The organism is Cystobacter fuscus, assembly GCF_002305875.1.
GTDB classification, from domain to species: domain Bacteria; phylum Myxococcota; class Myxococcia; order Myxococcales; family Myxococcaceae; genus Cystobacter; species Cystobacter fuscus_A.
The window spans coordinates 1162737-1183749 of the sequence record NZ_CP022098.1; the positions used below are offsets into that span (position 1 = coordinate 1162737).

The window sequence follows — 21013 nt, forward strand, 5'->3', positions numbered from 1 at the left end:
CCGAGTGGGGCTCCAAGCCCAAGAAGCGGCCCGGAGAAGCGTCCGGGCAGGGGGGCGAGGCGCTCCCTACCCGCCGAGCTGCTCGTGTCCCACCTGGGTGCGCAGGGCGGCGCTGGCCCAGGTCTCGGCGAGCGCGGCCTCGTCCCCGGCGGCCCCCGAGGCCCGGGCCCTCGCGAGCGCCGCGCCGAGCGCGCCCAGGTCCTCCGCCAGGCGCTTCAGGCCCAGCCCCCGCGCCCGTGTGGCCACGGTGTCGAGCCGGGTGGTCCACGCGGGGGGCACGTGGCGCAGGCCCTGGTGCACCGAGTCCGCGAGGCAGCCCTCCACCTCGGCCAGGGCCGCCGCCAGCGGGGGCAGCGCGGGCGCGTCCGCCGCCGTGCACAGCTTGCCCGTCGTGGCGGCGGGTTGCACGTCGAGCGCCACCACGCCGTTTTCACAGGACAGGGCCATGGGCTCGACGACGAGCCCCCGGGCCGTCCGGCGCACCTCACCCGAGACGTAGTGCGGTGGTCCATTCTTGCCCGTGAGCGCCCCGGCGAGTGCGTCCAGCGCCCCGGGAGCCACCGAGCGGTGGGAAAGCTCGACCCGGAAGCCATGGCCTCGCGAGTCCTCCAACTCCGCGTGCACCTCCTGGGCACCCGGGGCGTATGTCACCTCTCCCACGCGGGAGATGGCGAAGGCATGCACGTTCTCCGCGAGCAGCCGGGGCCGGAGGAAGCGCGGGGGGCGGGCCCGCCAGGCGGACTCCAGCGCGCGCACGTCGTTCACGAGCAGGGGCTCGGGCAGCTGGCTCCAGTCCCCGGACTGGGGCGTCATCGAGGTGCGTTGCAATCCCTGGGTGGAGGAGGGGAAGAGGATGAGGCGGTTGGTGCACCGCTTGGCGCCCGACGCCTGCACCAGCCCGCTCGCGAGCGCCTCCAGGGTGACACCTGGGGCGCCCTGCCGGCGTCCGAGCCGCGCGCCATCCTCGGGCGTCTGGTCCTCCGCGTAGGTGAAGGCGCGACGCACCACGAGCAGGCCGGCGGTGTCCGGGTCCGCGAGCACCACCTCCGCGCGGCGCTCCCGGCCCTCGGCGAAGAGGCGGATGCCGAGCGACACCAGCCGCACGTAGTCGAGCTCCGTTTCCGGCGCCTCGTCCATGCCCAGCACCGCCCGGGGCGGCACCGGGCCCGGCTTCCGGGAGGCCCTCATGCGCGCGAAGAACTCCGTCAGCACGGAGGTGAAGCGTGGGGCGTCATAGCGGGCAGCGCGGCTCACGTAGGCGCCGAGCAGCTCTTCCAGCTCCTCGAGCGCCAGGAGCGGCCACATCATGCGCGCCTCTTCCAGGCCCGCGCGGGCCACGGCGAAGCGCCCCGCGAGCCCCTGGCTGGCGTGCTGGACTCCCTCCAACAAGAGGTAGCGCACGAGGTCCCCCGCCGTGTCCAGCGCCGCTCCGCCCACGGTGGAGGTGACGGAGCCCCGGGCCACCTCGACGGAAACCTCGCGGCGCGTGGGGTCCTTCTCGTCGGCGGCGCGGAAGGCCCAGATGGCCAGGGGCAGGTGCTCGCAGCCCGTCCCGAGCGAGCAGTCACAGCGCGCGTGGCTCAAGTCCCGCGGCACGAGGAAGCGCACCGTGCACGTGGCGAGCGCCACCGAGGGGATGTCTTCCCCCTCGAAGGTCCCCCGCCGCACCTGCGCGAGGTAGCCGCGCTTCCGGAATCTCTCGGCCCGATCCAGGGCCCGGCGGGGCAGCACTCGCGCCAGCTCCGCGTCGTCCACCGCTCCCGGGGACCAGGGCGCTTCCGCCTTCACCTCGGCCGGAGGCGGAACGGCGCTCGTGGCGATGAACGCCGGGTAGGCGAGGGCCGTGGCCACGCGGTGGCGGCACACGGTGGCGGCGCCGCAGGAACAGGGATTGTCCTTGAAGGCCTTGCCCGGAACGAGCCGGGTGATGATGCCGTCCTCGAAGGTGCCCACCACCGTGCCGTCCGCCAGCTCCTCCAGGCGCGGCCCCTTGCCCTGCTCCAGATCCTTCTGGGCGCGCTTGACGAGTCCCAGATTGGACAGGCTCGCGATGGCCTGGGGCGTGAGCGCGAGCAGATCCGCGCGGCTCATGCGCGCACCTTCTCGGCGATCCACGCGGCGAGCTCGCCCGGGGTCATCGCCGCCACGTGCGCGCCCACGTCCACCAGCTTTCGGGCGCAGTCACGGTCGTAGTTCGGCGTGGCGTCCGGCTCGAGCGCCGCGAGCCCCAGTACCTTCGTGCCCTGGTCACACAGCTCCTTCACCCGGCGCACGAGCATGCCCGGGGGTCCGCCCTCGAAGAAGTCGGTGATGAGGACGACGATCGTGCGTCGGGGCGTCTCGATGAGCCCCGTGGCGTAGGCCACCGCGAGCTGGATGTCCGTGCCACCGCCGAGCTGCACCTTCATCAACAGCTCCACCGGGTCCGTCACGTCCTGGGTGAGGTCCACCACGGCGGTGTCGAAGGCGACGAGGTGCGTCTGGATGCCGGGCAGTCCCCACAGGCACGCGGCGGTGACGGCCGAGTGGATGACCGAGGACGTCATGCTGCCGGACTGGTCCACCAGGAGGATGATCTGCCAGCGGTCCACGTGGCGGCGGGTGCGCGAGTAGAACGCGGCGCGCTCGATGGCGATCCGCCGCTCGGTGGGGGAGTAGCGGCGCAGGTTCTCGCGCAGCGTGCGCCGGAAGTCGAAGTTGCGCGCCACCTTCAGGGGCGAGCGCCTGCGCCGGTCGAGCACCCCCGAGAACGTGCGGCGCACCTCCTGGGCCAGCTTCTCCATCAGCTCGCGCACCACCCGCTGCACGATGCGGCGGGCCACCGCGAGCACCTCGGGATTCATCAGGTGCTTGGTGCGCAGCACCGCGCGCAGCAGGGTCTCGTTGGGCTCCACGCGCTCGAGCACGTCGGCGCGCGTCACCACCTCGTCGATCTGATAGCGCTCGACGGCGTCCTGTTCGAGCCGCTCGATGGTCTCCTTGGGAAAGAGCGTGTGGACGTCGTTGATCCACTCCGGAACGCTGAGCACGGACTCCCCCGAGCCGCCCTGGCGCACGCCGCGCTCGGAGAGATCTCCCTCCCGGCCGTAGAGCCACGAGAGCGCCGAGTCCATCGCCCGTCCCCGCTCGTCCAGGCAGTTGCCGAGCGCCCCGTCCGAGGCATCTCCCAACACGAGGCGCCAGCGCGCCAGGGGCTCAAGGGGCATCGCGCTCCTCCTTCCGATGGGGCCCATGCAGGCCGAAGCGTTCGAGTACCTGCTCCACCTCGTCATCCAGCGCCGCGCCCGCGAGGATGACGGCGGGGTCCACGTCCAGGCGCACCAGGGCCCGCGCGCCCGAGGCATCCCTCCCGTGCAGGGGCAACAGGGTCCGGGCGATGCCCTCCTTCTCCCGGGGAGGGAAGAACCCGAAGGCCAGCCGCAGCGCCGGGAGCGCGATGAGGAAGTCTTCCTCCGTCAGTTGGCGGATGAGCTCGTCCAGCACCGCGGTGAGGGCGGGCGTGTGCACCACCTGCTCGCGGGCGAGTCGGAACAGCCCGGCCAGGAAGTCCCCGAGGGTGGTGGGACGCGCGGCGGCGCGTGTGGCGCGAAGGGCCGTGGCCTCGGCGCTCGCCTCGTCCTGGAAGCGCGACAGGGACCAGAGCGCCCCGAGCGAGGCTCCGCGCACCGCGGGCGGCGCATGGAGGGAGGCGAGCCGACGCTCGAACACGGCGCTGGCCCGGGCCACGTCGAGCGCGAGGGGCTGGGCGGCGAAGCGCAGCGTGTCGCGCAGCGCGGCCATCGCCCGGAGCTGTCCCTCATCGGCGGGGAGCGAGGGTCCATCGAGCTGCTCGAGCAACCACAGGCCACGCTCGACAGCCGCCGCGAGCAATTGTCCCACCTCGGCGGAGCCCTGGGCGCCGAGCAGCACGTCATGCCGCCAGATGGCCAGTAGCCGCTCCAGGGCCGCGCCCAGCCGCGCGAGGTCCGGCTCGTTGCCCGCCTGCGCGGCCACCGCGGTGAGGACGCGCCGGGCCAGGTGCTTCGCGCCGATGAAGAAGCTCTCGGCCAACAGGAGGGTGAGCCGCTCCAGGTTCGGCCCCGCCTGGAGGAGGGCTTCCTCCAGACGCGCGGTGGCGGCCTGCTCCAGGGTGGCGCCCCAGCCCGAGGCCTCGATGACCCAGGAGAGGAAGTCCTCCGCGGGCGCCACCGTCCAGGTCTCCTGGAGCACGGGCTCGGTGGGGAAGGTGGGGCCCGAGTTCCGGGTGAAGCCGGGGAGGCCGAGCACCCGCAGGCGGTGGAGCACCCGGCCGCGCTCCACGTCGCCGGGCTCGCGCAGCTCCAGCCGCACCGTGCGGGGGCTCGGGCCGGGGGTGAGGCCGTGGGCGTGCAGGGTGTGCTCGACGTCCGTGAGCAGGGGTGGCCGGGGCGTGAGGGGGCTGAGCCGTCCGGTGCGCTCGCCACTGAAGGCGCGCAGCACCTCGGCGAGCAGCGGGTGCGTGTCGGGCGAGGGCACGCCCCGGCCCGTCCACGGCAGGGCCACGTCCAGCGACTCCTTCACCAGCGCGGAGGCGAGTCCATCCAGCAGGTCCGTGCGCGAGAGCACCGCGTGGCCGCGCAGCCGGGCGAGGCCCTCGGCCATGACGGAGGCGGCGATGAGATCCGCCGACGACACGTGCTGGCCCCGCCCGCGCAGCCGCCCGACGGCCTCGCGCAGCAGGAGTCCGGGAGCGGCCTCGGCGCCGGACTCCCAGAGCGCTTGATAGAAGGCGGGCGAGGGCATGCCGGACTCGTAGCCGGCGAAGGAGTCCAGACGGCGGAAGCTGTAGGGGACGAGGTAGCTCCTGGCGGAGGGATGGCTCGGCGAGGGGGGGAAATCGGCTCCGGGTCGCGCCTGGGCCCGTGCGAGCACGGGGGCATGGAAGCCGCCGCACACCACCACCACGGGGCCCTCGTCTCGCGCGAGCGCCGCCTCCACGTGGGCGAGCATGAAGGCCTCGCGCTGGGTGTCGCGCTCGGACGCCTCCTCCTCGCCGCGCAGGGAGTCGAAGTAGACGCGCAGCCGCTCGGCGAGCACGTCCATGCCAAGGGGTTGCTCGAAGAGGTGATCCCACAGGGCGTCCATGCCCTCGAGGCCCAGCTTCTGGCAGAGCGCCTCGATGGCCCGGGCGGTGCGGCGCTCCCCATCCGAGTAGCGGTTGCGCACGCCCTCGAAGGCCTTGTCCCAGGCGGGCAGGTCCATGAAGCGCACCTGGGCTCTCGCCGCGTGTCCCCGCGTCAGCGCCACCCACTCGGGCGAGTACGCGCAGAAGGGCGTCCACGAGGCCTGGGTGCGCTCCTCGTCGCGCCAGGCGCTGAAGACGGCGAGGGGCGGCTCGTGCGGCAGGAGCAGCTCCTCCAGCCGGGGATTCATGTCCACGGGCCCCTCGATGAGCACGTGGCGGGGCCGCACGGTCTCGAGGGTGTGGGCCACGAGCCGGGAGCAGGCCGGACTGTGGTGGCGCACGCCGACGACGTGGATCCGGGAGTCGTTCCGCCCGCTCACGCGCTCACCCTGGCAGCAGGTGGCGGGCGTCGTACAGGGCGCGCCAGTGGGGGCCGGTTCGGCGGGACACGCGCTGCTCCAGGTAGACGCGCAGGCGCTTGAGATCCTCCGCGTTGTCCTTGGCGGCGGTGCCGGCCAGACACTCGACGAGGTCCGCCGCCGAGCCGCCATCACCGCGCAGGTAGTAGCCGCGCACGCCCACCGCGTGGGCCACGGACACGGCCTCCGCGGTGGAGAGCACCGAGCTGAGCCGCTCCAGGGCCTGGCCCTCGCGCGTCTCGCCCGAGCGCAGCTCGCGGAAGGTGGTGACGAGCACTTCCAGCAAGTCCTCCGGCGGCGTCACCGGCACGCCCGAGCGCTGGAGCAGCCGCGCCGTCTCGTCGCGCACGAGCGCCAGCTCGGTGGCGAAGTCGCCGATGGGGAACACCGTCTCGAAGTTGAAGCGCCGCTTGAGCGCCGCGCTCATCTCGTTGACGCCGCGGTCGCGCGTGTTGGCGGTGGCGATGACGTTGAAGCCCTCGCGGGCGAACACCATGGCGTCCGCGTCCTTGAGCTCCGGCACCGCGAGCACCCGGTCGGACAGCATGGACAGCAGCGAGTCCTGCACCTCGATGGGGCAGCGGGAGATCTCCTCGAAGCGCACCACCCGGCCCTCCTTCATGCCGGTGTAGAGCGGGGCGGGCACGAGCGCGCGGGGCGTGGGGCCCTCGGAGACGAGCAGCGCGTAGTTCCACGAGTACTTGATTTGATCCTCGGTGACGGAGGCGCCGCCCTGGATGGTGAGGGTGGAGGTGCCGGAGATGGCGGCGGCGAGCAGCTCGGACAGGAGGCTCTTGGCGGTGCCGGGCTCACCCACGAGCATCAACCCGCGGTTGGTGGCGAGCGTCACCATGGCGCGGTCCACGAGGCTCGGGTTGCCCACGAACTTGCGCTGCACGCCCAGGGCCTCGTCGCCGAGGATGAAGCGGCGCACGGCGTGCAGCGACAGGTTCCAGCCCGGGGGGCGGGGGGCGTTGTCCGCGTCACGCAGCCGCGCGAGTTCCTCCGCGTGGAGCACTTCCGCGGGAGGCCGTTGGATCTCCGCCGCCGTCGTCGTCGGCGTGTTCTTCTTCCGGGTCGTCGCCATGGTCGTCGTCCTCACGCGGGGCGCAGGCCCTCGAGGTCCCTCACCAGCTCGGAAAAGAGGATGGCATCCAGTGTGCCCCAGGCCTGGAGTCCCTCGTCGCCCCAGGTGTTGTCCCGGCGTACCTGCACCACGCCGAGTTCCTGCTCGGGGGACTCGGAGAGCATGCCCGTGTAGAGGCCCGGATTGAGATCGAGCTCGGCCGTGTGGTCGTCCCCCAGCGGCTTCTCCATCCAGCACGACACGCCGCCGTCCTGGGGGGCGCCACGCCGCCAGCCGCGCGCCTCCAGGCCCAGCACCTTTCCGGTGGGGACCTTGACGCCCTTCACCCGCTCGAGCTTCCTGGCCTCGCGCTCCGCCGGCTCCATCGCGAAGGTGGGGCGGCCGAGCTGGGCGAAGGGTTGCAGCAGTTGGTAGTCGGCGAGGATCTGTCCCCACGCGCCCGCCGTCTTCCCGTCCAGCTCCAGCGCATGGGGCAGGCCCACGAGGGCCTCATCGGGCAGTGTCCAGGTGTCCTCGCTCGGGTCGGCGAAGGTGCGGTCCTCGGCGACGCGGAAGGTGTCCTTCAGCGTGCCCTCGGGCGAGTACGTGCCCCACACCAGCCGGCGCACCACGTGGATGAGCAGCGGGTGCTCGACGAAGAAGCGGCGGAAGACCTCCGGGCTCCAGCGGCGCCGGGCGCACATGGCCAGCTCCAGGCGGAGGATCTGGGTGGTCGCGGCCGTCTTGGCGTCCTTCTTGAGGGCCTTCCACCGCTCCACGGCTGCGTTCGCCTTCTCCGCGTCATCCTTCTGGCCGGGCTTGGGCAGGTCCTTGAGCCGGGCGCCGGAGGCGTCCTTGACGAAGGGCTTGAGCTGCTCGTCGAAGCCCACGGTGAAGGTGCGCTCGCCGAAGTCCAGGGCGAGCGAGCCGCTCTCGTCCAGCCCGAGGTCGGGCACGAGCCGGTCGGCCAGCTCCTGGCGGGTGAGGCCCCGTGCCTCGGCGATCTGCTCGATCTTCTCCTGGGCCTTCTGTTGCAGGCCCTTGAACTTCACCTTCTCGGCGATGCCGTTGAGGTAGATGAGCGTGACGTCGGTGCCGATGGTGGCCAGCACGTCGAGCCCCATGACGGCGCGGGCGTGAGCGGTCTCGCCGGGCCACACGCGGATGAGCGGGGCGAGCTTGCGCGCGGTGTCGTCATCGCCGAGCGGGCCGAGCGCCTGGAAGGCCCAGGACTCCTTGCTCGGAGCACCCACCGCCATCCAGGACTCGAAGAGGCTCCAGGCGAAGCGGGCGAGGCTGGCGGGGTCGCACGCGGCTTTTACCTGCTCCAGGCCCGCGTAGGGCGCATCCAGGGAGGAGATGGCGAGCAGGGTCGCGAGTTCCCGGATGGCCGCGAGGGGCAGCTTCGCGGAGCGATCGCGGAGCAGGGGCCGGGGCAGCCCATCGAGGCCGAGGTTCTCGGGCAGGGTGGGGAGCTTCGCGGGAAAGAGGTTGAGCGGATCGAAGGCGAGGATGCGCCCCACGGCCTCGCGCACCTGGGGGGACACGCGGCCGGCCACGTCGAGCACGGTGGCTTCCTGGCCGTTGGAGGCGAGCAGGCGCAGGGCGGCGCAGGCGGCGTCCTTGGCCTTGCCGGGCTTGCCGAGCGCGGGGACGAGGAGTCCGGCGGTGGCGTGCTCGGGGTGGCGTAGCAGCCAGGCGCGGGCGGTGGGGCGGGCCTTCTTGGTGCGGTGGAAGGCCTCGGCCATCTGGGGGGCGAGCCGGGTCACGGCATAGGGCGTGAGCAGGGCGTAGGTCTCGGTGCCGTGCGTGGTGACGAAGTCGGCGATGGTGGGGAGCGCGGCGAGGCCCAGCCGCGCGATGATGGCGGGGAGCCACTGCTCCTCGTAGCGGTTGAGCTGGAGCCCGTCGAGGTGGGCGAGGGCGAGCGCTTCCGGAGCGTAGACGAAGAAACGGATGTCCAGCCGCCCCTTGGCGCGGGCGAGGTCCACCTTTCCGCTCAGCAGCGCCTGCTCTTCCGGGGTGCTGCCGTAGGGTTTGTACTCCCAGCCCTTGCGCCGCGACCATTCGGCCTGTTCGCCCTCGCGCCACACGAGCGCGTCGGGAAGCGCGGGGGGTACCACTCCGTCGAGCACGGGGAGCGCCTCGGGCTTCTGGCTCGAGCGCCAGGGGGGACGGGCGAGAACGGGAGGGAGCTGCTCGGGAGCCGCGTCGGGGACGTCGGGGCCGAGCTGGGCTTGGAGGCGGGCCACCACCTCGCGTGCCTCGTCGGACAGGAGGGGGAGGGCGGCTCGAGTGGCGTCGGGCTCGCGGCGCAGCAGGTGGCCGAGGATGGAGCGCGCCTGATCGCCTTCCTTGCCCCGGAGGGAGGCCCGGGGAGTGATGAGCCGCAGCGCGCGGTGGGGCCAGCGCACGGTCGCCTCGATGAGGAACGGGAGCGCCTCCTTCTCGGCGTCGAGCAGCAGTTGCATCGCCTCGTCCGTGTTGATGCTCGCGGTGATCTCGGCCCAGACCCGCACCGCTTCGGCTCCCATGGGCTTGGGCTGGAGTTCACGCAGGAGCGCGAGGCTGTGCACGCCCATGCCATCGAGCAGCGAGGCCAGGTGGCCATTAGGCTCGCGCAGCAGATTCCAGACGTCTACCTGGGGGATGATCGGGGAGAGCGTGTCGGGCTCCGAGACGCTGCTCAGGATGAAGGGGATTCCAGGCTCCTGGGCCGTGATGAACTCCTCGGCCTGTTCTTGCACCCAGGAGGTCTCCGTGGGGAAGAGGAAGGCGGAGGCGTCGCGGCGCACCTTGGAGTCGCGCAGGAGGGCGGCGGCGTCACGAGCGGCCTGGTAGCCCGCGTCATCCGTCTGGGTGGCGAGCAGGGCCCGCAGGCGGGGCAGGCCGCGCAGGTGGCCGCGCGACAGGAGGTTGTAGTGCTGGTGCTGGGGTTGGGTGTTCACGCCCCGCCGGGCCTGGAGCGCCTTCGCCCCCGTCAGATACAGGTCCAGGGAGAGGAGCGCGGCGCGCGTGGCGTGGACGGGCCCGCCCAGGGCGAAGAGCAGATCGATGATGGGCTCGTGGCGGGGGACCTTGTTCCAGGACTCCTGGTACTGGAGGAAGATGACCAGGACGGCGTCCTCCTCGGGCGTGCCGAGCGAGGGCTCGGGGCGGGAGATGCGCTCGGCGACGGCGCGGGTCTCGGCGGTGCGGTTGTTCTTGTGCGTGTCCTCGGGGATGAGCCCGGGGGGGACGCGCTCGAGGAAGTCCTCGCGCACCAGGGCCCAGGACTTCTTCACGGGGGCGAGCGGACGCATCGGCGCGGCGACACCGCCCCGGCGGGGATACACGCGGCGCAGGAGGGCCTCGGTCCAGGCGATGGGGGCGTCCGGGTCGGCGGCGGGTGGAGGCGGGACCGGTGCCTCGGGGGCGGTGGAGGCGGGTGCCTCGGATGGAGGCGGGGACGCGGCGGCCCTGGCCTTCTTCGCGGGCGCGGGTGGAGGCGGACTCGCGGAGGGCGGTGCCGCGGCGCTGGGAGTGCTGCCCACCTCCGCGTAGCCCTTCTTCTGCTTCTCGGCGATGAGCTTGTCCTGCTCGGCCCGGGCCTTTTCGGCGGAGGGGAAGGACTTCTGCTGGGTCTGCCCGCTCGTGCCGATGCGCCCCCATCGCACGGTGAAGCCGGTGTCCCCCGCTTCAATCTCCCAGAACTTCCTCGACGAGCCCTCGACCAGTTCGAAGCGACGCATTGCAGTCTCCGCGAGAACCAAGACCGTAGCGCACCACCCCCACCCGGCGGCGGGCCAGGGGATGCCTTTTTGCAATCCGGGGCGCGACTGGGCTAGCAATACGGCCCTCCGCCCGGGCCTGGACGTGGCGACGCACGCTCGACCCTGCTCCGGCCCTCATTCCCTCTGGAGAGCACCTCGTTATGTCCGAAGAGAAGAGCAAGCCCGAAGGCAAGAAGCTGCGGCGCCCCATCGACGACGTTCGCGACGAGCTGTTGAAGGATCCGGACGTGAAGGAGCAGGCCCGTCTGCTCCAGATCCCCGTGGAGCAGTACGTGGAGAAGATCCTCGACTACGCCTCCCATCCGGAGAAGCCGCCCGCGATCATGATCGTCCCGGACGAGGCGCTCAAGAAAGAGGACCCCAGCATTCCGACCGTCGCCGAGGTCGAGAACCACATGCAGAAGCTGGTCAAGGGAGAGATCCCCATCATCCCCGGCCAGGCGACGGATGGCTTCAACAAGGGCCCCACGCCGGCGCAGTACCAGCGCACGCTCGGCGGCGAGGATTCCGTCCCCTACAAGATTCCCCCGAAGTCCGACGCCGCGTCCAAGGAGCTGTCTCAGGAACTGGAACTCCAGCGCCCCAAGCCCAAGTTCAAGCCCTGAGCTTCTCGCGGGAGCATGCCCATCCCCTTGATCTCCCAAGCATTTTCAAAAAAGGCGAAATTCTCGGGGGATCAGGAAACAAATAATCAGGGCGCGCGAGAATCCTTTTGTCAGTAGCACTTACGGCCGCTGCGGCGGCCCCTCGAAAAGGATTTCATCATGGGTTTCATCGGCGGCAAGGATGGTCTCCTCGGCGGACTCGGTAAGGCTTTCGGCAAGATCGCCAGCTTCGCGGCTCCCATCGTCTCCATGGTCAACCCCTTGGCGGGCGCGGCCCTGGGCTTCGCGGGCAACCTCGCGAGCGGCAAGAGCCTGACGCAGTCGCTGTTCAGCGCGGCCTCCAGCCTCATCCCCGGAGGTGGCGGCGGAGCAGGAGTGTTCGGCAACCTGCTGGGCAAGTTCGGCGGGGCCGCGGGGTTCCTGGACGGCGCGGGCGGCAACAGCATCCTGAGCTCCGCGCTCAACCTGGCCACCGGCAAGAAGGGCGTGACGGACGTGCTGGGCCAGCTGATGGGCAACTTCGCCCAGAAGGGCCTGAGCCAGCTCGGCCTGAACAACGCGACGGAGCTCGCCGCCCAGCGCATGGCCCAGATGCTGCTGCAGTAAATCCAGAGCGCCAGCATTCTCACCCACGGGCCCGGGAGGAATTTCCTCTCCGGGCCCGTCGTGTTTTGGGGTACTGCTTGGGCGCCGAGGGTCCTCCATCCGACTTTTCAGGCACTCGGGCACGAGCTGACCGCGCGAGTCGGGTAGAGGGGCCTCATCGACACGTGAGTCGTGGAGGCACGATGAGTTCGTTGAAGAGCCTGCTCCCCGAGGAGTGGCGCGAGGCGTTGGGGGATGTCCTGGCGAGCCCGGGGTTCCGGCAACTGGAGGAGTTCGTGGCGCGCGAGCGCCAGCAGCACAAGGTGTATCCGCCCGAGGAGGATCTGTTCTCGGCCTTCCGGTTGACGCCGTACGGCCAGGTGAAGGTCCTCATCCTCGGGCAGGATCCGTATCACGGGGCGGGACAGGCGCACGGGTTGGCGTTCTCGGTGCGGCCGGGCGTCAAGCCTCCGCCCTCGTTGGTGAACATCTTCAAGGAGCTCCAGTCGGACCTGGGGTTGCCCCGGCCGAAGGAGGGCTCGCTGGTGCAGTGGGCCGAGCGGGGCGTGTTTCTGCTCAACGCGGTGCTGACGGTGCGCGAGGCCGAGCCCAACTCCCATGCGGGACGCGGCTGGGAAGCCTTCACGGACGCGGTCATCCGGGCGGTGAGCGAGCAGCCGGAGCCGGTCGTGTTCGTGCTGTGGGGCAGCTATGCCCAGAAGAAGGAGGCGCTCATCGACGAGCGCCGACATGCGGTGATCAAGGGTCCGCACCCCTCGCCGCTGTCGGCCAGTCGGGGCTTCTTCGGCAGCAAGCCCTTCAGCCTCGCCAACGCGGAGCTGGAGAAGCGCGGGCGCGCGCCCGTGGATTGGCGGCTGCCAGGGTGAGGGGCGCCCCCGCGAGCGTGTTGCCTCGCGACTGGTTAGAGTCCCCTCACCATGGCGAAGACCTCACCCCGCAAGGCCCCGGCGAGCCCGAAGAAGGCCGCCGCGGCTCCGAAGAAGAGCGCCGCTTCCGCGAAGAAGCGCCCCTCGTCCGTGAAGAAGCCGGTGGCCCCGGCGCGGCCGGCCGCGGCGAAGAAGAAGGCCCGGGCCCCGGTGCCGCCCTCCGCTCCGGTGGAGGTGCTTCCCCCCGCCTCCTCCTTCCCCGAGTTCGTGGCCGAACCCGTGGCGGAGTCCGTGTCCGAGCAGAAGGCGCTGCCCTCGGGTGAGGCCTCGGGCGGCGTCGCGTTCCCCTTCGAGATCGATCCCAAGCGCATCGAGGAGGGCCTGAACAAGCTGCGCGGGGAGGTCATCCACTGGGCGAACAAGGGCCGCTACACGAAGGTGCGCTTCAAGTTCCGCGGCAAGCAACTGCTGCCGGACCTGCCCATCGCCGCCGTGGCCGCCGCCGAGGGCCTGACCTTCTACTGGGGCGGCATCCTGCGCGCGCTCATCGTCACCGTGGCCGGGGGCAGCCTGCTCCAGGTGGAGCTCGTCAACGACGCGGACAAGCGCGTGCAGGCCGGCAAGGAGGCCCTGCTCGCCGGAGACCTGGACGAGGCCCTCGCCGCCTTCCGCGAGGCGCTCGCCATGGACCGGGACAATGGCGGTGCGCACCTCAACGTGGGGGTGGCCCTCAAGCTGAAGGGAGATCGCGAGGGCGCGCTCGCCGCCTTCGAGCGCGCCAGGGCGTTGGACCCCGAGGGCCCCCTGGGCGCCGAGGCCGAGCGGCTCGCCGCCCCGCTGCGGCCCAAGGATGTCGCCACCCAGACGGCGTGAATCCGGAGGTATACTCCTCCTCATGGCCGCGCCCATCGACGACGAATTCCAGATCCGTCTGGAGGGCCAGTCCGCTCTGCTCGCGCCCGCCCGGGAGCGCTACTACCGCCTGGTGCTCGCGCTGGCCGAGTCCCGATGGCAGGAGCGGCTGCGGCAGGAGTTGCCCCTGTTGCGCGAGGTGCGGACCCATCAGGACGCACTGGACGCCCTGCTCGGCCCCGCGCTGCGCCGCGCCCAGGCCGAGGACTGGCCCACCAGCCACCCGACGGTGCGGACCTTGTGGGAAGTGCACTCGCTGCGCGAGCAGCTCGCCCGGGACGTGGCGCGCAAGCTCGGACGCAGCGCCCAGGAGTCGCTGGCCGGCCTGATGAGCTCCCTGGAGGATTGGCTCATCACCCTGCCCCGCGACGTGCCCGTCCACCTGCGCGAGCAGACCGCGGCGGAGCTGTTGCCGGACTCCCTGCCCGCGCTGCGCGAGGCCGTGCTGTTCGCCGGGCGCCTCGAGCCGCTCTTCGCGCACCCGGTGCTGCTCTCCGGGCGGCTGCCCTTCTCGAGCCTGCAGCGAGAGGAGTTGTCCCTGGGGTGGGCCCGGGGCGAGGCGGCGCTGGCCGCGCTCTGGCGCCGCCTGTCCGGCGTGGACGCACGGGGCTTCATGGTGGCGGAGCTGCGCGAGCGGGCCGCCCTCGCGCCGCGCCGCCCGCCGGGCACCGGCACCGAGCGTCTGCTTCACGCGGAGTACTGGTACCAGGAGGCCCGGAGCCGGCTCTTGCACATGGCTCGGCTGCGGCTCGCCCCGCTCGAGCCCGACCCGGCCGAGTGTCTGGCGGTGATGTGGTGGCTCTTCGAGCGGGAATACGCGCCTCATGTGCGCCTGCACGCCTCGGGGGTGTTGGAGGACGCCCGGGCGGCACTGTTCGAGGTGGCCTACGAGCTCTGGGACGCGCAGCGGCCGGACATTCCCGAGGACGAGTGCTGGACGCCCGCGCGCTGGGCCCGTCTGGACAAGCTCGCCGGGCAGGCGGATGAAGGCCGTCATGGCCCGGACGGCGAGCGCGTGTGCGAGGCACTCCGGGAGTTGATCCAACGCCATGGAATGGGCACGCGGGTGTCGCGCGGATGGTGGGCGCCCTCGCGTCTGACCCGGTTGGTACAACAGGCCCGCGAGGTCCTGGGTTGAGTTCAATGCCCGCCAACCGGGCGGGCTCCGGGTCCTCTTTCTGGCTCCCCCCCACGTCCCGGGCATCAGCATTGTTGACGCTGGAAAATCCGGGGGTTACGTACACCCAATCTCTTGGAGAGGTCCCCTCGGGCGGGCCTCTCCCCTGACCCACGAATTCATGGCCGACGACACCACCGACAAGCCGGCAACGCCCCCCGCGCCTCCTTCGGGCGCCGTGGGAGAACTCATCCAAGTCAACATCGAAGACGAGATGCGCCGCTCGTATCTCGACTACTCGATGTCCGTCATCATCGGGCGCGCCCTGCCCGACGTGCGCGATGGCCTCAAGCCCGTGCACCGCCGCGTGCTCTACGCGATGAACGACCTGGGCAACCTCCACAACCGCGCCTACAAGAAGAGCGCGCGCGTGGTGGGCGACGTCATCGGTAAGTACCACCCCCACGGCGACTCCTCCGTCTACGACGCCATGGTGCGGCTCGCGCAGGAGTGGTCCCTGCGCTACCTGCTCGTGGATGGCCAGGGCAACTTCGGCTCGGTGGACGGCGACTCCCCCGCGGCCATGCGCTACACCGAAGTGCGCATGGAGCGTCTGGCCGAGGAGATGCTCGCGGACATCGAGAAGGAGACCATCGACTTCGGTCCCAACTACGACGACTCGCTGCTCGAGCCGCTCGTCCTCCCCACCAAGTTCCCCAACCTCCTGGTCAACGGCAGCTCCGGCATCGCCGTGGGTATGACCACCAACGTGCCGCCCCACAACATGGGTGAGGTCATCGACGGCACGCTGCACCTCATCGATCACCCCACCGCGACCGTGCGTGATCTGATGCAGTTCATCACCGGTCCGGACTTCCCCACCGCCGGCATCATCACCGGCCGTGAGGGCATCGTCCGCGCCTACGAGACGGGCCGCGGGCAGATCACCATCCGGGCGCGCACGGAGATCGAAACCTCCAAGAAGGGCGACCGCGAGAGCATCATCGTCACGGAAATCCCCTACCAGGTGAACAAGGCGCGGCTCATCGAGAAGATCGCCGACCTGGTGCGCGACAAGAAGCTCGAGGGCATCAGCGACATCCGCGACGAGAGCGACCGCCAGGGCATGCGCATCGTGGTGGAGCTCAAGCGCGATGCCATCTCCGGCGTGGTGCTCAACAACCTGTTCGCCAACACCCCCATGGAGACCACCTTCGGGGCGGTGATGCTCGCCATCGACGGCGGCCAGCCGCGCACGCTCACCCTCAAGGAGCTGCTCGACCGGTTCATCTCGCACCGCCGCGACGTGGTCACGCGCCGCAGCCGCTTCGAGCTGCGCAAGGCGCGCGCCCGCCGCCACATCGTCGAGGGCCTGCTCGTCGCGCAGGATCTCATCGACCTGGTGGTGAGCCTCATCCGCGCCTCGAGGGACCCGGACGAGGCGCGCTGGGGCCTCATGCACATCCTGTCGCCCGAGCTCTACGAGCAGGAGCGCTTCAAGAACCTGCAGCGCATCGACTACGCGCAGGCCAAGGCGCAGATGGCGCTGCTCGAGTCGCGCGCGCGCGCCGAGGAGCCCAACTACTCGGGCCTGGAGCACCGCTACGAGGGCGCCGGCTTCAGCGAGGATCAGGCCAAGAACATCCTCGAGATGCGCCTGCAGCGGCTCACCGGCCTGCAGCGCGAGGAGCTGTTCCGCGAGCTGGTGGACCTGGTGCGCGAAATCCTCCGCCTGGAGGACATCCTCGCCCACGAGACGAGCCTGCTCAACGTCATCAAGACGGAGCTCAAGGAGATCCGCGAGCGCTACAGCGACAAGCGGCGCACGGAGATCACCGGCGCGGTGGAGGAGATCACCAGCGAGGACCTCATCGCCGAGGAGACCATGGTGGTGACGCTCTCGCACACCGGCTACGTGAAGCGCTCGCCGCTGTCCGAGTACCGGGCGCAGAAGCGCGGTGGGCGCGGCAAGACGGGGGCCACGACGAAGGAGGACGATTTCGTCACCGACATGTTCGTGGCGAGCACCCACGCCTTCCTCATGCCCATCACCAACAAGGGCCGGCTCTACTCGCTCAAGGTGCACGAGCTGCCGCTCGCCGGCCGCACCTCGCGCGGCAAGGCCATGGTGAACCTGGTGCAGTTCGGCGAGGGCGAGCGGCTCGCCCAGGTACTGGTGACGCGCGAGTTCGGTGAGAACCAGTTCGTCTTCTTCGTGACGAAGAAGGGCGTGGTCAAGCGCACGGACCTGTCGGCGTTCGCCAACGTGCGCGTGAGCGGCATCATCGCGCTGGGCATCGACGAGGGGGACGAGCTCGTCGCGGTGAAGATCACCGACGGCTCCAAGGACATCCTCCTGTCCACCGCGCTCGGCATGAGCATCCGCTTCCCCGAGCAGGAAGTGCGCTCCATGGGCCGCCAGGCCTACGGCGTGAAGGGCATCACCCTGGAGGACGGCGACGAGGTGGTGGGCGCCGACGTGGTGGAGAAGGACACCACCATCCTCACGGTGACGGAGAACGGCTACGGCAAGCGCACCCAGGAGGCCGAGTACCGGCAGCAGGGCCGTGGCGGCAAGGGCATCATCGACATCAAGACCACCGAGCGGAATGGCAAGGTGGTGGGCCTCGTGCCGGTGACGGACAAGGACGAGGTGATGCTGGTGACCAACGGCGGCATGCTCATCCGCATGAAGGCCAAGGAAATCTCCGTCATCGGCCGCAACACGCAGGGCGTGCGGCTCATCGCCCTGGAGAGCGCCGAGGAGAAGGTGACGGGCATCTCCAAGCTGCCCGAGTCCGAGGAGGACGAGAGCGAGGCGGGCGAGACGGGCGAAGCGGTGGCGAGCGAGTCCGCGTCCGCCGCGAAGTCCGCGCCGCCCGAGGGCGCCGAGTCGTCCGAGGACTCTGAATCGCCCGAGGGCTCCGAGCCCGAGCAGGGCTGAGCCGCTGATGCAGCGCGAGGGCGGGCCGCCTGGTACACGAGCGGCCCGCCTTTCCTACGACCGGGTCGCGCAATGATTTCACGCCCCTTTTCGTAAGCAGGGGCATGAACGTCGCCGGTCTTCGAGTCATGGGAACGCGGTTCTTCCGTTACGTGCGAGATCCTCGCGTGCCGCGGTGGCGGCGGCTGATGGGGGTGTTCGCCGTGGCCTACTTCCTCTTCCCCATGGATGTGGTGCCGGACTTCTTGCCCCTGCTGGGCTGGCTGGACGACCTCGGGGTGCTGGCCGGCGTGGCCTGGTTCATGACGCGGGAGCTGGAGAACTACCGGCCCGAGCCCATGGGGTGGCCCACGCCGGTGGACGGGCCTCGCACGGGCCGGTCTCCGCTCGGCGAGCGCTGAAGCGGAGCCACCGGAGTCAGCGCGTGGCCAGGGCGTCCACGTGCTGGCGCAGCTTCCCCTCATCCGCCAACCGGGCGCTGAGTTCCGCGAGCGGGCGCGCCGCCTGGGAGATGCGCCCCCGGGTGCGAGGGCCCGCGGACACGAGCCACGCCACGCCCAGGGCCAGCTCGGCCACCTCGGTGGCCTCTCCCAACGAGGGCAGCAGCGCGAGCAGGGCCTCCACGGCCTTCTTCACCTGGCTGCCATGGAGCGCATGGCCGCTGGTGATGCCCTGGCGCAGCAACTCCAGCAGGGCGAGCGCGGTGGCACGTGCCTGCCGCACGGGCTCGCTCCCCGGGCCGGTGCCCGCCCACAGGCCGCTGGCGAGCTGCTGGCCGAGCAGCTCCACGGGGGCCTCCCGGGAGGCCCCATCCGCGCCCCCCTCGTCGTCCAGCGCCATGTCCGCCATGGACGGAGGGGCGCTCAGTGCCTCCTGGAGGGAGTCGGTCGCCTCCTCCATGCGAGCCAGCCTCGAACCCGTGGTCTCCTCCTCGCCGGGCGGGCCATGGACCGCGCCGCTCCGGCTCCTCTTGGCCAGGGGCCGGGGCGCGGCCGGCGCGGGGGCCGGGGCTCTCGGAGGCGGAGGAGGCGCCGCCAGGGTGGGCGCCGCGGCCCCGCGTGCGCTGGCGGCGGAGGGGGGCATGGGAGCGACGGCCTTTCGGGGCATGCCGGGCTTGCTCAGCTCCTTCTTCGCCGTGTCCTGGTCCGCCGTGCCGAACATGGCCCAGCCGGCGGGGGCGTGGACGGGGATGACGCGCGTCTCGGGTTGACCCGAGGCCCGGCGCTCGCCCGTGCGCTCCTCCACCACGACGAAGGAGGTGTAGGGCGTCACGAGCCCGTGCGCGAGCGCGAGCTGGAGGATGCGCTCCTTGAGTGCCTCGGCCCGCCGGCCCACGAGCGCGGCGGCCTGCCATCCGCGGATGCGCTCGGCGGCCCACAGCTTCTCCACCGCGGGCCGGTCGCTCGTCGCGGGGAAGTTCACGGCGATGGCGAGGGTGAAGGGCTCCGCCCCCGAGCGGCCCTTGAGCACCACCGTGCCCGTGCCCGGCGTGGTGTACCGGCCGAAGAGACTCCAGGGCGTGCCATCCACGAGCGACGGGAGCTCGGCGGGCGCCAGCTCCGTGGCCTCCACGCCCTCGAAGCGCACCTGCACGTCCGTCACGCGCGGGGCGAGCGCCCGCGAGAACTGGGCCACCACCTTGTCGTCGATGCGCTCGCCGGGGTGGATGAACTCCACCGCTCCGCCCGTCTGTCGCGCCAGATCCTTGAGCAGCGCGTCGCTCACGTTGGTGCCGATGCCGAAGGAGTAGACGCGCGCCGTCCGACGCGCGGCCAGCACCGCCTGGAGGATCTCCGACTCGTTGCCCACCTGTCCGTCCGTGAGCAGCACCACCACGCCCTCCGGCATGGCCTCCACCGCGGCGCGCAGGGGCTCGAGCAGCTCCGTGCCGCCATGGGCTCGTAGCGCCGCCACCCACCGGTCCGCCTGCTCCAGCGTCTTCTGGGTGAAGGTCACCGGCTGGGGCGAGAAGAGGTGGAAGCTGTTCTCGAAGGCGATGATGTTGAAGCGATCCCCCTCGCGCAGGTGGCGCAGGCACAGCCTCAACGCGCCCTGGGCCTGGGGCAGACTCTCGCCATCCATGGAGCCCGAGGTGTCCACCACGAACACCACCTCCTGCCGCCGGGGCGCGCCGGCCATGCCCAGCAGGTCCGGCACCACGGTGAGGGCGAAGGTGCCCGGCGCGTCGCCCTGGCGGTGGGTGACGAGCGGAGTGAAGGCCGTATCCGTGTCCGGGCCGCGGATGTTCAGCACGACATCTCGATCCAGCACCACGCCCGGCCGGGCGAGCGTCACGCGCGTGTCGCCTCCGGTGCGCGTGAGCTGGAGCGCGTGCGAGGGGCTCTCCACCACCACCTCGCGGCCCAGGGACACGAGCAGCTCGAGCGTGAGGCCATAGGGGGCGTCGCCCACGGGCGGGGTGATGCGGTCCGCGTCGGGCACCCGGCTCGTCGGCTCGGCCACGCCGTGAGAGGTACGGTCTCCCGAGGGCGTGCCGGGGATGTAGCGGGGGGCGACGAGCGTGGGCAGCACCCAGCACAGGCTTCCCTCTTCCACCTGGAGGACCTGGAGGAACTCCACCTCCACGCGCGTCTCCTCCCCGGGCAGCAGGTTGCCCACCTGGGCGGTGAAGACGTTGGGGCGCTCCTGGTCGAGCAGCGCGGCGCCATGGCCGGCCGTCACCGCGTCGTCGTAGGTGTGGAAGGCCTTCTCCCTCTCCTGGAGCACGGCCTGCACGCGCCGCCCGGCGCACTCGAGCGAGAAGGCGGTGAGGGTGGCGTCCGAGGGCAGCGGAAAGACATACACGGCCTCGATGGGCCGCGGCTCGGTGTTGCGGTAGCGCTGGCACACGCGCACCCGGGCATGGCCTCCGAGCAGCTCTCCGGTGACGTCCACCCCCTGCAAGGCCACCTGGGTGCCGCCGCGCGTGTACAGACCGGCCTTCTCGTCGTGCATGGCTCTACCTTTCCTGGGACTGCTGGAGGAGGGCGCGCAGGTGCTCCGCGAGCGCCCGGGTCTTCGCATCCGCCGTGTCGGCGAGGTGCAGTTCGAGTCCCGGTGCCAGCTCCCATCGTCGCCAGCTCGTCGGGGCGGCGGAAGGGGAGGCCGATTCGGGCGGGGAAACGGGGGCCGGCGCGGGCACCGCCGGGGATGGCTCCGAGGTCCCCGCGGGGGGCGGTGCGGACGGCTCGGCCTCGGCGAGCGCCTGGAGGGCCTCGGGGGTGAGCCGTGCCAGCTCCACCTGGATGGCATCGAGGGGGAGGAAGCGGGCCTGGAGGACGCGGATGGCCTTGAGGCGCAGCAGGTGCTCCTCGCCATAGACGGTGTCGGGACCCTTGAAGGGCGGAGCGGGCAGCAGGCCCCGTTGCACGTAGTAGCGCACGGTCCTCGGGGTCACCCCCACCGCCTCGGCCAGCTCCGAGAGCTTCCACTCCCGGGATGTTTTCGCCTGACTCACGAACATGACAGTAGAACTCGACACATTCAGTGTCAAGATGCCGCTGTCGATTCGCCACTGTCACGTTCTTCGGGAGGGTGGCTGGGGGAGCGAGGAGTCGTGCGG

Annotated in this window: 14 protein-coding genes; 7 read left to right on the top strand and 7 right to left on the bottom strand. The window is 71.2% G+C overall.

Annotation, left to right across the window (positions count from 1 at the left end; genetic code table 11):
• Nucleotides 1–66: 66 nt before the first annotated feature.
• Genes CYFUS_RS04860 through CYFUS_RS04880 form a run of 5 tightly spaced genes read right to left on the bottom strand, consistent with a single transcriptional unit; the run spans nt 67 to nt 10359 of the window.
• Complete coding sequence (locus CYFUS_RS04860; protein WP_095984170.1) at nt 67–2091, bottom strand: hypothetical protein; 2025 nt, start codon at nt 2089–2091, stop codon at nt 67–69.
• Nucleotides 2088–3206: a VWA domain-containing protein gene (locus tag CYFUS_RS04865; RefSeq protein ID WP_095984171.1), complete on the bottom strand. Its 1119-nt coding sequence runs from the start codon at nt 3204–3206 to the stop codon at nt 2088–2090. The genes CYFUS_RS04860 and CYFUS_RS04865 overlap by 4 nt, the downstream gene beginning before the upstream one ends.
• A complete protein-coding gene (locus CYFUS_RS04870) occupies nt 3196–5523 on the bottom strand; it encodes a DUF5682 family protein (protein WP_198316456.1) in 2328 nt (775 codons plus the stop codon). Before CYFUS_RS04870 ends, CYFUS_RS04865 begins: the two co-directional genes overlap by 11 nt.
• Nucleotides 5524–5527: 4 nt before the next feature.
• Nucleotides 5528–6649 carry an AAA family ATPase gene (locus CYFUS_RS04875; RefSeq protein WP_095984172.1) on the bottom strand — a complete coding sequence of 374 codons (1122 nt, stop codon included), beginning with the start codon at nt 6647–6649 and terminating at the stop codon, nt 5528–5530.
• A gap of 11 nt (nt 6650–6660) precedes the next feature.
• On the bottom strand, nt 6661–10359 hold the full coding sequence (locus tag CYFUS_RS04880) for a WGR and DUF4132 domain-containing protein (protein WP_095984173.1): 3699 nt from the start codon (nt 10357–10359) through the stop codon (nt 6661–6663).
• Nucleotides 10360–10541: 182 nt separating this feature from the next.
• On the opposite strand from CYFUS_RS04880, the gene CYFUS_RS04885 reads away from it, so the two are divergent.
• The 7 genes from CYFUS_RS04885 to CYFUS_RS04915 all read left to right on the top strand — a co-directional run bounded on the left by CYFUS_RS04885 (nt 10542) and on the right by CYFUS_RS04915 (nt 17852).
• Nucleotides 10542–11006 (top strand): hypothetical protein, encoded by a 465-nt coding sequence (locus CYFUS_RS04885; protein WP_232537375.1) that lies wholly within the window; start codon nt 10542–10544, stop codon nt 11004–11006.
• Nucleotides 11007–11165: 159 nt separating this feature from the next.
• Nucleotides 11166–11612 (top strand): hypothetical protein, encoded by a 447-nt coding sequence (locus CYFUS_RS04890; protein ID WP_232537376.1) that lies wholly within the window; start codon nt 11166–11168, stop codon nt 11610–11612.
• A 182-nt stretch (nt 11613–11794) separates the two neighbouring features.
• Complete coding sequence (gene ung / locus CYFUS_RS04895; RefSeq protein WP_198316457.1) at nt 11795–12478, top strand: uracil-DNA glycosylase; 684 nt, start codon at nt 11795–11797, stop codon at nt 12476–12478.
• Nucleotides 12479–12529: 51 nt separating this feature from the next.
• Nucleotides 12530–13351 carry a tetratricopeptide repeat protein gene (locus CYFUS_RS04900; protein WP_095984174.1) on the top strand — a complete coding sequence of 274 codons (822 nt, stop codon included), beginning with the start codon at nt 12530–12532 and terminating at the stop codon, nt 13349–13351.
• Nucleotides 13352–13373: 22 nt separating this feature from the next.
• Nucleotides 13374–14528, top strand: coding sequence for a hypothetical protein (locus CYFUS_RS04905; protein ID WP_095984175.1), 1155 nt, complete (start codon nt 13374–13376; stop codon nt 14526–14528).
• Nucleotides 14529–14688: 160 nt separating this feature from the next.
• The gene (gyrA, locus tag CYFUS_RS04910) at nt 14689–17451 is read left to right on the top strand and encodes a DNA gyrase subunit A (RefSeq protein ID WP_095984176.1); all 2763 of its coding nucleotides are present in this window, start codon (nt 14689–14691) and stop codon (nt 17449–17451) included.
• Nucleotides 17452–17579: 128 nt separating this feature from the next.
• Nucleotides 17580–17852: a YkvA family protein gene (locus tag CYFUS_RS04915; RefSeq protein WP_095984177.1), complete on the top strand. Its 273-nt coding sequence runs from the start codon at nt 17580–17582 to the stop codon at nt 17850–17852.
• 16 nt (nt 17853–17868) lie between these two features.
• On the opposite strand, the gene CYFUS_RS04920 is transcribed toward CYFUS_RS04915, so the two are convergent.
• Nucleotides 17869–20406, bottom strand: coding sequence for a VIT domain-containing protein (locus CYFUS_RS04920; RefSeq protein WP_095984178.1), 2538 nt, complete (start codon nt 20404–20406; stop codon nt 17869–17871).
• 4 nt (nt 20407–20410) lie between these two features.
• Nucleotides 20411–20908 carry a helix-turn-helix domain-containing protein gene (locus CYFUS_RS04925; protein ID WP_095991807.1) on the bottom strand — a complete coding sequence of 166 codons (498 nt, stop codon included), beginning with the start codon at nt 20906–20908 and terminating at the stop codon, nt 20411–20413.
• Between the last annotated feature and the right edge of the window lie 105 nt (nt 20909–21013).